This is a genomic window from Silvimonas soli (assembly GCF_030035605.1).
Lineage (GTDB): Bacteria > Pseudomonadota > Gammaproteobacteria > Burkholderiales > Chitinibacteraceae > Silvimonas > Silvimonas soli.
Window position 1 is genome coordinate 338784 of the sequence record NZ_CP106736.1, and the last position, 14097, is coordinate 352880.

14 protein-coding genes and 1 other RNA gene are annotated in these 14097 nt (G+C 55.3%); 5 read left to right on the top strand and 10 right to left on the bottom strand.

Going from position 1 to position 14097, the window contains the following annotated elements:
- Nucleotides 1-157: 157 nt before the first annotated feature.
- The 3 genes from N7220_RS01460 to N7220_RS01470 form a co-directional block, all read right to left on the bottom strand.
- Nucleotides 158-2569, bottom strand: a complete 2412-nt coding sequence (locus N7220_RS01460) for an EAL domain-containing protein (RefSeq protein ID WP_283149697.1) — start codon at nucleotides 2567-2569, stop codon at nucleotides 158-160.
- 229 nt (nucleotides 2570-2798) lie between these two features.
- A complete protein-coding gene (locus N7220_RS01465) occupies nucleotides 2799-4448 on the bottom strand; it encodes an electron transfer flavoprotein-ubiquinone oxidoreductase (RefSeq protein ID WP_283149698.1) in 1650 nt (549 codons plus the stop codon).
- Between the two features lie 62 nt (nucleotides 4449-4510).
- A complete protein-coding gene (locus N7220_RS01470) occupies nucleotides 4511-5458 on the bottom strand; it encodes a LysR family transcriptional regulator (protein WP_283149699.1) in 948 nt (315 codons plus the stop codon).
- Nucleotides 5459-5556: 98 nt separating this feature from the next.
- Between N7220_RS01470 and N7220_RS01475 the strand changes: the two genes are divergently transcribed.
- The 3 genes from N7220_RS01475 to N7220_RS01485 are packed head-to-tail and all read left to right on the top strand — an operon-like array spanning nucleotide 5557 to nucleotide 8066.
- A complete protein-coding gene (locus N7220_RS01475) occupies nucleotides 5557-6327 on the top strand; it encodes a ferredoxin--NADP reductase (RefSeq protein ID WP_283149700.1) in 771 nt (256 codons plus the stop codon).
- A 48-nt stretch (nucleotides 6328-6375) separates the two neighbouring features.
- Nucleotides 6376-7128: an electron transfer flavoprotein subunit beta/FixA family protein gene (locus N7220_RS01480; RefSeq protein ID WP_283149701.1), complete on the top strand. Its 753-nt coding sequence runs from the start codon at nucleotides 6376-6378 to the stop codon at nucleotides 7126-7128.
- On the top strand, nucleotides 7125-8066 hold the full coding sequence (locus N7220_RS01485; RefSeq protein ID WP_283149702.1) for an electron transfer flavoprotein subunit alpha/FixB family protein: 942 nt from the start codon (nucleotides 7125-7127) through the stop codon (nucleotides 8064-8066). Before N7220_RS01480 ends, N7220_RS01485 begins: the two co-directional genes overlap by 4 nt.
- 106 nt (nucleotides 8067-8172) lie before the next feature.
- Here the strand turns inward: N7220_RS01485 and N7220_RS01490 are convergent, their stop codons facing one another.
- The 6 genes from N7220_RS01490 to N7220_RS01515 form a co-directional block, all read right to left on the bottom strand.
- A complete protein-coding gene (locus N7220_RS01490) occupies nucleotides 8173-8955 on the bottom strand; it encodes a peptidylprolyl isomerase (protein ID WP_283149703.1) in 783 nt (260 codons plus the stop codon).
- Between the two features lie 77 nt (nucleotides 8956-9032).
- Nucleotides 9033-9296, bottom strand: coding sequence for a BolA family protein (locus N7220_RS01495; protein WP_283149704.1), 264 nt, complete (start codon nucleotides 9294-9296; stop codon nucleotides 9033-9035).
- 8 nt (nucleotides 9297-9304) lie between these two features.
- A complete protein-coding gene (locus N7220_RS01500; RefSeq protein ID WP_283149705.1) occupies nucleotides 9305-9607 on the bottom strand; it encodes a YciI family protein in 303 nt (100 codons plus the stop codon).
- Nucleotides 9608-9609: 2 nt separating this feature from the next.
- Complete coding sequence (locus tag N7220_RS01505) at nucleotides 9610-10287, bottom strand: septation protein A (RefSeq protein WP_283149706.1); 678 nt, start codon at nucleotides 10285-10287, stop codon at nucleotides 9610-9612.
- Between the two features lie 366 nt (nucleotides 10288-10653).
- An RNA gene (gene ffs, locus N7220_RS01510) (signal recognition particle sRNA small type) lies at nucleotides 10654-10751 on the bottom strand.
- Nucleotides 10752-10794: 43 nt separating this feature from the next.
- Nucleotides 10795-11880: an asparaginase gene (locus tag N7220_RS01515; RefSeq protein WP_283149707.1), complete on the bottom strand. Its 1086-nt coding sequence runs from the start codon at nucleotides 11878-11880 to the stop codon at nucleotides 10795-10797.
- Between N7220_RS01515 and smpB the strand changes: the two genes are divergently transcribed.
- A complete protein-coding gene (smpB, locus tag N7220_RS01520) occupies nucleotides 11848-12303 on the top strand; it encodes an SsrA-binding protein SmpB (protein WP_283149708.1) in 456 nt (151 codons plus the stop codon). The genes N7220_RS01515 and smpB overlap by 33 nt on opposite strands.
- A gap of 117 nt (nucleotides 12304-12420) precedes the next feature.
- Here the strand turns inward: smpB and plsY are convergent, their stop codons facing one another.
- A complete protein-coding gene (gene plsY / locus N7220_RS01525) occupies nucleotides 12421-13035 on the bottom strand; it encodes a glycerol-3-phosphate 1-O-acyltransferase PlsY (protein WP_283149709.1) in 615 nt (204 codons plus the stop codon).
- 308 nt (nucleotides 13036-13343) lie between these two features.
- Here plsY and N7220_RS01530 point away from each other — a divergent pair, with 308 nt between their 5' ends.
- The gene (locus tag N7220_RS01530; protein ID WP_283149710.1) at nucleotides 13344-14087 is read left to right on the top strand and encodes an SOS response-associated peptidase; all 744 of its coding nucleotides are present in this window, start codon (nucleotides 13344-13346) and stop codon (nucleotides 14085-14087) included.
- Nucleotides 14088-14097: the final 10 nt, after the last annotated feature.

The window sequence follows — 14097 nt, forward strand, 5'->3', positions numbered from 1 at the left end:
CCCAAACCACTTGTTATATGTTTACGACCGGTGATTTATGTTGTTGTTTCGATGACGATGTCATCCACCGGTCGCAGTACTGCCACAACCTTCAGAGGCAGAAAAAACCGCCCGCGCACACTGTGCGTCGGGCGGGGTTTTTCACCAATCCACAACACTACTTATAGACGGGCTCTAGCTCCATGCCGGGCGATGGAATACCGATGTGATAGCCCTGCAGATAGTCCACACCAATCTCTCGCAGTTTGTCTGCAATGGCTTCTGATTCGACATATTCGGCAATGGTCTGACGGCCCATGGCGTGCGCAATATGGTTCACGGCAATCACCATTTGCAGGCTGACATGGTCGTCCACAATGTCGCGCACCAGGCTGCCGTCAATCTTCAGATAATCCACTGGCAGGGTTTTGAGGTAGGTAAACGACGAGAAGCCACTGCCGAAGTCGTCCAGTGCAAAGCGGCAGCCACGCGTACGTAGTGCTTCAATAAATAGCGTCGATTCTTTGATATTGGCAATGGCGCTGGTTTCTGTGATTTCAAAACACAGTTGCTGCGGGGCCACGCCAGATTCGTCCAGACGCTCCAGCACAAATGCCAGCGTCTGGCGATTCAATGACTTGCCTGATAGGTTGACCGACAGCATAGGCACCGGCAAACCCTGGCGCGTGCGCTCGGCTTGCGAAGAAATGGCATGCGCCACTACCCAGCGATCAATCGTGGCCATCAAGTCGTAACGTTCTGCGGCGGGGATAAACGCGCCCGGAGAGATGATCTTGCCGGTTTCGCTGACCAGTCGCAGCAGCACTTCGTAGTGCAACTCGTCTTCGTCGGTAGCAGAAACAATCGGCTGGTAATACAACTGGAACCAGTTTTGCTCGGCCGCCTGGCGCAGGGTTGCCAGCAACTGCAATTCGTTATGGCGCTGCTCCAGGTTCACTTCACCGCCGCGATACCACGACAAACGATTGCGACCGGCTTCTTTGGCGGCAAAACAGGCCACGTCAGCGCGGCTGAGCACCTCTTGCAGATTGCGTGCTTCGCGATCCATCAGCACCAGACCCATACTGCCGGTGACATTGAACGGACGGTCTTGCCAGACAAAACGATACTGCTCCAGCACCTGCAAAATACGCTCGGCCAGATGCTGCGCCTGTTCCGGCGCCGCATCATGCATGACCAAACCAAATTCATCGCCGCCGAGACGACCGACATGCACGCCAGCGGGCACCAGTTCCAGTAATTGTCGCGCCAGTTGCCGCAGCAACTCGTCACCCGCCAGGTGACCGCAGGTATCGTTAACCAGTTTGAACTGGTCCAGATCCAGCTGCATCAATACGCATGGTTTGCCGTTCTCGCGCACGCTTTCGCTGGCCTGCACCAGTGCGCCCATAAAACCGCGGCGATTGGTCAAGCCGGTCAGTTCATCGTGCGTGGCTTGATAAGCCAGACGCTCAGTCAGCGCTTCCGCCTCGCTAATGTCGTGTAGCGCCACGACCAGACCAATCCCGTGTTCATCCGGCACTGCGGCAATTGCCATCTCCACTCGATAACGCTGCCCCAACCGGTTAACCAGCGTGGCCACTTCACGGGTGGCGGCGCTACCGCCTTCAAGTGCTTCGGCTAACAGCCGCGACAAGCGCGTGCCGCTAGCTTCATCCACCGTCATGACAATGTCGGTAATCGGGCGCCCGGAGGCCTCGGCAAATGGCCAGCCGGTGAGGCTTTCGGCTGCGGGGTTCAGTAGTTTGACTTTGCCGTCGGCTGTGGTGGTGACGATGGCGTCTGCCACCGAACTCAGCGTGGCTTCGGCGAGTTCTTTCTCGCGCAGTAGTTCATGCTGGGCGGCATCACGCTCATACAAACCTTGCAGCAGGTTGCGCCGCATGGTGTTGAAAGCGTCGGTCAGTGTTTGCAATTCATCGGCAGTGCCTGGCGGTCGCGCCAGTACCAACGGCGCAGACAAACGCTCGTAATTGAAGTGACGGGTGTAGTCGGCGATATACCGCAGATGCCGCGCGATCAACCGGTGATACAGCCAGATAAACGCCAGCGCGGCAGCGGCCATACCGGTGACTAGCAATAACAAGATGCGTTTAAGCTGGTCCGTAATTTGCGACTCGAGCCCATCGAGCGTGTTCACCAGCGTCAATTGACCAAGCCGGACCGACTTATTGGTCAGCGGATGCAGATATTCGACCGGAAAAGTCATGCTCACGACGGAGCGCTGGTCAGATGGCAACTCACCAGCCTGATAACGCGAGCCGTCGGTCTCCACCAGCTCGGCGTATCCCACGACCTTGGTTTGCAACAGCGAGTTGAGTTGGGTGCGCACCGCTTCGGTGTTCACCAGCCACAGATTCACCGCCAACTGCGGACGCACACTGCGCGAGAGCGTTTCCAGATCAGTACGAATCTGGGTCAGGCTGCGCTGATACTCCTGGCGCGCCAGAAAAAACGCCAACGACGCGGCCACCAATACGCTCGTCACCATCACCGCGAGAACGAGACGTAGAGCTAGCCGGTTTTCCCGGAAAAAGGTGCGCAGCCGCGCGAGCAATGGGGGTGTCACTTTTGGGCTTCGTTGTATTGATCTATATGGCTGGTCTGCAGCATAAACGCACACCTTGGCTGGCACAAACTGTAATGACATGTTTGCTCAGGCAACAGTTAATTGCTTTCATCAACAGAAAGAATATTTTGTATATTCCAGCAATTAAACCACACTTTGCGCAGACCTTATCAGTAAAACACCGTATGTACAGCCAAAATAAAAGACTTTTGTTTTCATACTCTTACAGCTACATCCCGACATAACCGGGGCCGCCTCCGCCTTCGGGCACCTGCCACACGATATTTTGTGACGGGTCTTTAATGTCGCAGCTTTTGCAGTGCAAACAATTCTGCGCATTGATTTGTAGCGCCGGATTGCCTCCTCTCATCACTATTTCATACACGCCAGCCGGGCAATAATGCGCCTCTGGTGATGAATATGTATTCAAATTCAATGAGATAGCAACGTCAGGCGCTTTAAGATGTAGATGCGACGGTTGGTCCGCTTCATGCCAGGTGTTGGATAATTGCAACGAAGACGCTTTATCAAAGGTTAAAACACCATCTGGTCGGGCATAAACGAGCTTGTTGACTTGCGCGGCTGACCGTAACGTCAGGTGATCGGCCGGGCCGTGACGCAAGGTCCACGGCGTACGCAAACCCAATTGATCCAGCCACAACTCGGCACCGGCATACAGCGTCCCCAGCAAACTGCCAAAGCGCGAAAGCGCGGGCTTGATATTGCGCACCTGCTTGAGTTCTTGCCCCACCCAACTGTTTTCCAGCGCTACCGGGTAATCCAGCAATTCATCTCCGCTACGCCCGGCTACCAGCGCGGCGAACACCGATTGCGCCGACAGCATTCCGCTCTTCATGGCGTTGTGGTTGCCTTTAATGCGCGGCACATTCACCAAGCCAGCGGCACAACCAATCAGCGCACCGCCCGGGAAAACCAGTCGCGGCAAAGACTGCCAGCCGCCTTCTGAAATAGCTCTTGCGCCGTAGCTGATGCGTTTTGCGTTACGCAACATCGGTGCAATGGCCGGGTGCTGTTTCAAGCGTTGAAACTCGTCAAAGGGCGACAATGTCGGGTTGCTGTAATCCAGATGAGTCACCAGACCTATCGAAACCAGGTTAGGCGCCATGTGATAGATAAACGCGCCACCACCGGCGTTGCCACCCAGCGGCCAGCCCAAGGTATGCAGCACCTGGCCCGCGCGATGTTGTGCGGCAGGAACCTGCCATAGCTCTTTAATACCCAAGCCAAACTTCTGCGGCTGCGCATCGCGGCGCAAATCAAACTTTGCTTCCAGCAGCCGGGTAAGCGAGCCACGGGCGCCCTCTGCCACTAGCGTGTATTTCGCGTGAATTTCAATGCCCGGCGTGAAATCGGCCTTGGGTTGACCGTTTTTATCGACCCCCATATCGCCGCACACCACTCCCTTCACCTCGCCATTTTCGCCATAAACGATATCCGCCACAGCGAAGCCGGGATAAATCTCTACGCCTGCTTCTTCCGCCTGCGCCGCCAGCCATTGGCCCAGCTCGCCCAGACTTACAATGTAATTGCCATCGTTGCGCATCACCGCCGGAATCAACACATCAGGAATCGACCAGGCCAGATCTTCATCCAGCACCATAAAGCGATCGTGGGTCACCGGCGTATTGAGCGGCGCGCCACGCTCACGCCAATCCGGGATCAACTCATTCAGCGCAATCGGGTCCAGCACTGCGCCAGACAACAAGTGCGCCCCTACCTGCGCACCTTTCTCCAGCAAGCAGACACTTACCGCGTGGCCGGTTTCTGCAGCCAGTTGCTTCAGCCGGATCGCCGCACTCAACCCTGCCGGGCCGGCGCCGACGATTACTACGTCATATTCCATTACATCGCGCTGCATATCTTGTTCTGCCAATCAAATTCAGAAAAATGTGTTCCACCCGCACGGGTTGGACTGTCGCGCTACCGATATTCCACCGGTTTGCCATCCGGGCGTCGCAACACAATTTGATCGCTGCGTTCGACATCGCGGGCAGCATCGCGACAAAGCTCGATAAAAGCTTCAATGCCCGCCGTGCGAAATTTTTGCTTATGCAACACAAAGTGGAACATGCGGCGAAAATCCAGTCCGGCCACTTCGAGCGGTACCAGGCTGCCGCGGCGAAAAGCCTCTTTCAGCGTCAAACGCGAGATACAACCGATGCCCAGGCCCGATTCCACCGCGCGTTTGATCGCTTCGGTGTGTTCCAGCTCCAGCCGGATATCCAGCCGTGGCAGCACGTGGCGCATGGCATATTCAAAGGTCTGTCGCGTGCCCGAACCTGGTTCGCGCACGATCCATGGCACCGCCAGTACGTCGTCCAGCGTGACTACCTTCTGGCTGGCCAGCGGATGCTCCGGCGCGGCAAAGATCACCATTTCATCGGCCACCCACGGCAACATATCCAGATCGGGGTGCTGGATTTCTCCCTCAATCAACCCCAGATCTAATTCAAAGTGGGCAACTTCTCGTACAACCGTGGCCGTGTTATGGACCGACATCTTGATCCGGCAACCGCTGTGCTGACGCATGAACTCACCAACCAGCAAAGTCGCCAGATAGTTACCGATGGTCAGCGTGGCACCAATACGCAATGGGCCAATGCCGCTTTCGCCAGCCAGCGTGGATTCAATTTCGCTAGCCCGATCAAGCAACTCAATGGCCCGAGGCAGCAGCTGGCGACTCAGCTCATTTAGCTGCAGGCGCTTGCCATAGCGGTCAAACAGCTTGGTATCGAACTGTTTTTCCAGTTCAGCCAACGCTGTGCTAGTGGCGGACTGCGACAGTGAAAGTGATTCCGCCGCACGCGAAACGCTCTCTGCGCTGGCGACGGCAACAAACACTTCCAGCTGCCTGAGGGTATATTTCATATCTATTTTCCGAATATATTTTATTAAATAATTCAAATTTACAGATATTGTACCCATCTTTAAGATAGGAATCCAGATAACCAGCAGGAATAAAGATCATGTCCGCTAGCGAAAAATACACAGCAGAAACGATCACCCACCTCCACACGTGGACACCCAACCTGTTCACGCTGCGCACGACACGCGGTGCGAGTTTCAAATTTACGCCGGGGCAGTTTGCCCGGCTGGGCGTTGAAAAGAATGGAAAAATTGTCTGGCGGGCCTATTCGATCCTGTCCGCCGACTATGACGAGCACCTTGAGTTTCTCTCGATCGTGGTGCCTGGCGGTGAGTTCACCAGCGAACTCACCCGTTTGCAGGTGGGCGACACTATCTATGTAGATAAAACTGCCTACGGCTTTCTGACCCGTGACCGGTTTGAGCACGGCAAAGATTTGTGGATGCTTGCCACCGGCACTGGCCTCGCGCCGTTTTTGTCCATCCTCTACGATTTCAGCGCGTGGGAAGAATATGATCGGCTGATTCTGGTGCAAAGCGTGCGTGAGCGCGCCGAACTCGCCTATGAAGACATTATTCGCGGCTTTGCTACCAACGAGTTTTACAGCGAATTTGCCCACAAGCTGCACTACGTGCCCATCGTGACGCGTGAAGACATGCCCGGCGCGCTCAACACCCGCATCACCACCTTGCTGGAAAACGGCGGTCTGGAAGCATTCACCGGCATACCGCTGGATCAAGACCGCTCGCGCATCATGATTTGCGGCAATCCGGATATGGTCGAGGAAACCCGCAAGCTGCTGGGTGAGCGCGGATTTACCCTGGCCCGGCGCAGCGCCCCCGGCCACATGGCTGTAGAACAACTTTGGTAAGCCGCTACCAGCCCAGGCGCGCTGGCGTGCTCTGAATAAGGAATAACGATGAAAATTCTCGTAGCGGTAAAACGCACCGTCGACCCGAATGTGAAAGTCCGCATCAAGGCGGATGGCTCTGATGTGGATATCGGCGCAGCCAAAATGAGCATGAATCCCTTCGATGAAATCGCAGTGGAGGAAGCCGTGCGCCTGAAGGAAAAAGGCATGGCAACCGAGATTGTGGCCGTTTCCGTGGGTCCAGCCGCAAGCCAGGATACCTTGCGCCATGCCTTGGCCATGGGCGTCGATCGGGCAATCCTGATCGATACCACCCAAGTTCTGGATTCGCTGGCCGTAGCCAAATTACTGCGGGCAGTGGCCGAACGTGAAAAGCCCGCTCTGTTATTGCTGGGCAAACAGGCCATTGATGACGATGCCGCGCAAACCGGGCCGATGCTGGCAGCGTTATTGCACGTCGGGCAAGCCGTTGCCGCATCGCAAATCCAGATTCAGGACAAGCAGATCACCGTGATACGCGAAGTGGATGGCGGCCAGGAAACCCTCACCCTGCCCCTGCCCGCATTGGTCACCACCGATTTGCGGCTGAATGAACCACGCTACGTGAAATTGCCCAATCTGATGCTGGCTCGCAAGAAACCCGTTGAAACGTTGACGCCTGCGGAGTTGGGCCTCGAAGTCGCCGCCCGGGTCATCAAATTAAAGGTGGCCGAGCCGCCGTCGCGCAAAGCGGGTGTGGTGGTAAAAACCGTGGACGAACTGATTGATCGCTTGCGCAATGAAGCAAAGGTATTGCCATGAGTATTTTATTGATTGCCGAACATGACAACCAGCAACTGCGCGCCACTACACGCCATGCAGCGTCAGCAGCGGCGCAACTGGGTAGCGACATTCATGTACTGGTCGCGGGCTTTGGCGCCGGCAGTGTTGCCGACGAAGCCGCCAATATTGCCGACGTTACCAAAGTGCTCCACGTGGATGCCGAAGCGCTAGGCCACGCGCAAGCTGAGCGATTGGCGCCGCTCATTGCCAACCTGGCCGGAACATATCAAGCCATCGTAGCGGCATCGGGCACATTTTCACGCAATGTGTTGCCGCGTGTTGCCGCGTTGCTGGACATTGGCATGGTGTCGGACGTGCTGAAGATTGAATCTGCAGATACGTTTGTACGCGCCATCTATGCAGGTAATGTGCTGGCCACCGTGCAAACTACCGATGCAGTACGGATTTTGAGCGTGCGTCCTACCGCTTTTGCCGACCGCAGTTTGCAAGCCACCGCGGCGCCTATTGAGGAGATTGCCTGGCAAGTTGAAGCAGAACATCAACGTTTATCGACTTGGGTATCGAGCGAGCAAACCGCAAGCAATGGCCCAGAGCTGGCAACTGCCAGAACCGTTGTCTCAGGTGGTCGTGCGCTGGGCAGTGCCGAACAGTTTCATGCACTGCTAACACCTCTGGCCGACAAGCTGGATGCCGCCATCGGTGCCTCGCGCGCTGCGGTGGATGAAGGCTATGCACCAAACGACTGGCAGGTTGGTCAAACCGGCGTGGTGGTAGCACCGAAGCTATATTTCGCGGTGGGGATTTCTGGCGCCGTACAGCACCTGGCAGGTATGAAGGATAGTGGTACGGTGGTGGCGATCAACCAGGATCCGGATGCGCCGATCTTCCAGTCTGCCGACTACGGCCTGGTTGGCGATCTGTTTACGCTATTGCCGGAACTGACCAGCAAGCTCTAAGCGCAACCTCGCAGGGCCGCGCACCAACAAAAAACGCCATGCATTTGCATGGCGTTTTTTGTTTCCCGTTCTGGCTACACGCGCAACCGGAGCAAGATCAGAACTATTACTGCACAGTTGCCTTGCCACGCAGATCATCAACCATCTTTTGTACGCGTTGGCGTTGGATTTGCTGCGAGATTTCGCCCTTCGCTTCAGCGAAAGAAGGGAATTTCGCATCGCGCACATCATCCAGCTTGATGACGTGATAACCGAACTGGGTCTTGACTGGGGTTTGAGTGATCTGGCCCTTGGTCAGCTTGGTCATCGCGGCAGAAAACTCTGGCACGTAGTTGTTCGGGCTAGCCCAACCCAGATCGCCACCGTTTGCACCGCTGCCAGTGTCGACAGATTTAGCCTTGGCCAGATCATCAAACTTCTTGCCCTTTTTCAGTTGGGCGATGATGTCGTTGGCTTCAGCTTCTGTTTTCACCAGAATGTGGTGGGCATGGTATTCCTTGCCTGCATTCTGAGCCTTCACGGTGTCATATTCTTTCTGTGCATCAGCATCAGAAACCGGATTGTTTTTTACGTAGTTGTTCACGTATGCGCCGATCACGATCTGTTGCTTGGCTGCATCCAGCTGAGCTTGCACGTCTGCGCTCTTGTCAGTGCCCTTCTTCACGGCATCTTGATAGATCACTTCGTTGTTGATCAGCTGTTGCTTGATACGGTCACGCAGTTCCGGCGAGTCTTTCTGACCACGTTCAGCCAGTTGCTTTACGATCATGTCCATCTTGCTTTGCGGGATGGCCACACCGTTCACGGTAGCAACGCTTGCATCGGCCATAACCGAAGCGGAAATCATCGCGCCGATCACGGCAAAAATAAGGTGCTTGGTAGAACGCATTACGTGATTCCTTTGAGTGTTATCGAGGTCAATGCATACAACTTGAAATTATATTCCAGGAACGAGTCTCCCCGTTCTCAGAGCTCTTCCGGGGTCAGCGCCTTGATACTGAGCGCGTGAATGCGCGCCGGCATCAAATCTGCCACCAAAGCATACACCTTGCGATGTCGGGCCACTTTACCCAATCCCGCAAAGGCCTGCGCCACAATCGTGACATCAAAGTGAGCACCACCTTGCGCGCCAGCATGGCCCGCATGAGCAGCACTGTCGTCGTGCACGATTACGGTTTCAGGTTCTAACGACGCCAGTCTCTGACGCAATTCATCTTCCATGCTAATCATACCAGAGCTCATGGAAGCACATGTTTGAAGGGTTTCACAGACACTTCTGCATAAACGCCAGCAGCGCGATAAGGGTCAGCTTCTGCCCAGGTTTGCGCCGCGGTTAAAGATTCAAACTCGGCCACAATCAGGCTGCCGCTGAATCCAGCCGGGCCAGGATCTACTGAATCAATCGCTGGAAAGGGCCCAGCAAGTACCAGGCGCCCTTCTGCCTTAAGTAGGTCCAGACGCGCCAGATGCGCAGGCCGACTAGCCATACGAGCTGACAAGCTGTCCGCAACATCGGTTCCGATAATCGCATAAAGCGGCATGGTTATTTGTCCTGATCCGACGGTGGGTTACTGGCGGGATTAGCATCGTCAATGACATAACGGCTCAGCAGCAGGCCTTGGGCCACTACAAAAACCACCGTCAATCCTAACGTTCCAAACAGTTTGAAGTTGACCCAGACAGAGTAACTATAGAGCCGGGCGACAATGATATTGACCACGCCCATGCTAATGAAGAACACAACCCAGACGTTGTTCAATACCGACCAGATGGATTCGGGCAGCATCATTTGTTTGCCCATCATGGTCTTGATGAGGTTTTGACCGCGAAACCACTGAGACAGCAACAAGACCAAGGCAAAAATCCAGTACAGACCAGTAGGCTTGTACTTGATGATGTCTGGATTATCAAAATACAGCGTTGCCCCGCCCAGCACGATAATCAGTACAAAGCTGACGATCAGCATGGCATCGATTTTGCGCCACTTCAGCCACGAAAATACCAGCTGGATCACGCTGGCCACCATGGTCACCGCTGTGGCGATCAGCATTGCGATTTGATCGGGCGTCTTGGGCGGTACCGATGCTTGCGCTTCGGCCAGCACGTGCGACAGCAGGGGAACATGACTTGCCCACGCGACAGCATGCGCCGGGTCGTGCTGGGTGAAGAAAAATGCGAGGAAGAAGAAGATGACCGGGAAGAGGTCGAAGAAAGCCTTCATGGACAGAACCAGCTACTGGATGGCGCATTATGCATTTGGCGCCGAAGGCTGACAAGGCAATGAGTAGCAGCAAAAAAAACGCCGCGACTAGCGCGGCGGAAATTCCACTGGAGATACACGAAGCATCAGCTTGCGAAACGAATATTGCGCTCTCGCCGAATATGCCATGTTGATACACGTCAACGATTCCAGGGTACTAATCACATGGCATAAATGAGAAATATCAGGCAGACAAAAGCAGGGAAATGTGTACTGTATTTCGAATGGGTCAGGCAAAAAGGGGCCAAGGCAACACTGAGGACAATCGGAGGAACGTCGGAGAACAGGAGGGGAAAACGGGGTACTACGAGACAAACAAAAGGGAGGGGTGGCGAGCCCGACCCCCGGCACTGGCATCAAAAGCTGTGGCTGCTTCCTTCCGGACCTGACCAAGTTCACCTTCTAGCCATGCGGGGAGACCCGCCATCGAGAACAGGCAGCGATACTAGCATGGACAATCTGGCACGGCTACTTTTGCGTTCGTTCACCGGCGATATTTTGCATAAACAATTGGCGGCGTTCAGCAAGTTGCTGGGTGCGACCAGCCGCCCAATACAACTTGGCCAGCGCTGCTTCTGGCGTCATATCCCCCGCCGCCAGCACGCCAGCGGCCACTAAAGATTGGCTAGACGCATACAACCCCATCTGCACCGCACCAAAAACACATTGCGTACAATTCACCACAACAGTCGATTGGGCCAAGGCTTCCAAAGCATGCGTCAGCTCAGGATGGGCAGGAACATTACCGCTGCCATACGTTTCCAGCACCACGCCATCCAAGGGTTGTGCCAACAATGACTGTGCCAGCCAGATTGAACTGTGACCGGGGCCGAGCGTGGCGCGTACCACTCGGGCGTCGGCTGCGACCAATTGCAACCCTTGCCACGAACTGTTTGTCGTTTCAGCGCCAACTAAAGCCCAGCCAGAACCAAAACGGCGCCCTGCCACTGGCAAATTCGGACTGGAAAAAGCGGCATCAGCTTCACAATCGCTTTTGCGAACCCGATTACCTTGAAATAGTTGACCAGCAAAAACCACTCCCACACCGCGGTACGCGCCGCCCATGACCAGTTCAATGGCGGCCTCAACGTTGTCCGGCGCATCGCTGCCCTGCTCTTCCCACGGATGTTGGGCACCGGTGACGATCACGGGCTTATTCAGACCCGCCAGCATGAAAGACAGGGCCGAAGAGGTCCAGGCCATGGTGTCGGTACCGTGTAGAACGACGAACCCGTCGAACTCACCGGCACGCTGCGCAATGTCGCTGGCTATGCGATTCCAGTCGGCCGGTCCCATATCGCTGGAGTCAAGCAATGGCGAATATTCGATCACCTCTACTGCTGGATAACTGGCCTGCAACACTTCACTGAGAAAGCCAGGTGCTGGCTCCAGCCCGGCGTTACCAGGGCGCATTCCCAACGTACCGCCGCAATAAAGTAAACAAATTCGCACAGTGATACCTCGAAAAATGCGCCACCCGGTACAATCATTGTTCGGACGATGAGCCAGATGGCAAAAGAAATGACGATTGTTGATAACCGCAAAGCGTTTCACGAATATTTTATCGAAGACCGGCTGGAAGCTGGCCTGCAACTGGAAGGCTGGGAAGTCAAAGCCATTCGGGCGGGTCGTGTCGCGCTGAAAGAGTCTTACGTCACCTATATTAACGGCGACTTTTATTTGATGGGTGCGCACATCTCGCCGCTGGTCTCCACTTCAACGCACACCTATGCGGACCCGGTGCGCCTGCGCAAATTGCTGCTCAAACGCAACGAGATCGCCAAGTGGGCGGAAAAGGTCGATCGCTCGGGTTATACCGTAGCGGCCTTGAACATGCACTTTGCGCATGGCTATATCAAGCTGGATATCGGCCTGGCCAAGGGCAAGAAGCAGCACGACAAACGCCAGACCGAGAAAGAGCGCGAATGGGTCAGAGAAAAAGCCCGGATCGTGCGCGATCACACCAAGCAAGGTTGAAAAAGCTCAGCCTCACAAATAAATCCCCCGTTATCTGTCAGCAGATCCGGGGGATTTTTTATTACTCCATCGACGAACCAATCGGCGAGACCCTTAGTGCAGAGGGCCATCGCTCATTCACGAACTCATCTCATCCTTGCCGCTGATTTTGCTCTCGCTCCCCTGCAGCAGCTTGCGGATGTTCTGATGATGCCGTGCGATCAGCAGCACCGAAATGATCAGCACCGCATATAAATACACGCGCTCAGGGATAAACCACCAGGTCAGCAGCGGCGCAACAACGGCAGCAATCAATGCGGCCAGTGACGAAATCTTGAAACCCTTGGCCAGGACCAGCCAGATCAACAGAGTAATCAGCCCGACGGGCCAGTCAAGAGCCAGTAAAATCCCGCCCGCAGTGGCCACACCTTTGCCACCCACAAACCGGAAAAACACCGGCCACATATGCCCCACAGCGACCGCAACCGCCGCTGCCGCGATAGTCTCATCAGCCAAGTGCCAGAAGTGCGCCAAAATCTGAGCGACAACGACCGCCAGCCAACCTTTGAAGGCATCACCCAGCAAAGTGAGTGCGGCGGCCTTTTTGTTGCCCGAACGCAGCACGTTGGTTGCGCCAGGATTGCCCGAACCATATGAGCGCGGATCGGCCAGCCCCATTGCCCGGGAGACGATCACGGCAAATGACAGCGAACCAATCAGATAGGCGGCCAGCACGACGATTAACGACAGCATCTTGAATTCCACATACGCCAAATAACCCATTATTTTTAAACTAACAATTTATTAACGAAATAATTGTTATACCAAAAATATACCAAAAAACCGTGAGCATCCGAGGGGCCGGTTTCCCCCTTATGAGTGCGAAGCCCATACATAGCGCCACCTCAAGGGTGGCGGGTATTGTCTTTCAGATTCCCGCGAGCCGTCCACTGGTGCGAACTCCATCCTATCCCGAAGCCGACGCTGATCAGTTGTAATTTACGCACATAGAACGTTCGTTCTACACTTATAGCTTTCCACATTTGCGCAGCAGTACAGTCATGTGCGAACGCATTACACAACTTCGGAATCCGCGCGAGTTCGCTATCGACATAGGCTGGCTGCCGCCAGACGCCGACCGCAGGGCGTCTGTGATGCCATTCGCCAGCTCGCCAATGGCGCACTACAACAGCGCGCCAGGGCGCGGTATTTATACGATGCATCGGCTCAATCACGCACTTGAACCAGAGATACATACTATGCGGTGGGGTTATCGGCCCGACTGGGCTGGCAAGCGGCTCGATCTGCCGCGCACGATCAATGCAAACGCCGCTACGGTAATGAAGAAGCTCTATTACCGGCGCCTGTGGCTGGGCGAACGGAGATGTATCGTGCCCATTGATGGCTGGTACGAGTGGCTGCGCGTCAATGGGACACGTCGCCCCCACTACATCACAGCTGCGAATGGCGACCCGATTTACGTGGCAGGCATCACGGGCTATTTGCACACCTGTGGATGGACTGATGATTGTGGCCTGGTGCTGATCACGCTAGATGCGCTTGGCGGCATAGTTGAGCCCCAAGCAAAGCGCCCGTTGGTGCTGGGACGTGACGACGCCAAGAAGTGGCTGGATCCGCGCACGCCGATGCATTGGGTTGAGCCGTTGCTATTGAACGGTCTGCCAGCCAGCGAGTTTGTTTCCTGGGAGGTTGGTCCAGACGTAAATAATCTCGACAAAAATGAGTCCGAATTGATTTTGCCGCTGGCTAAACGGCCGCCACCAGCTCCGGGCGAAGGTCGCTAGGCGTCAGTTG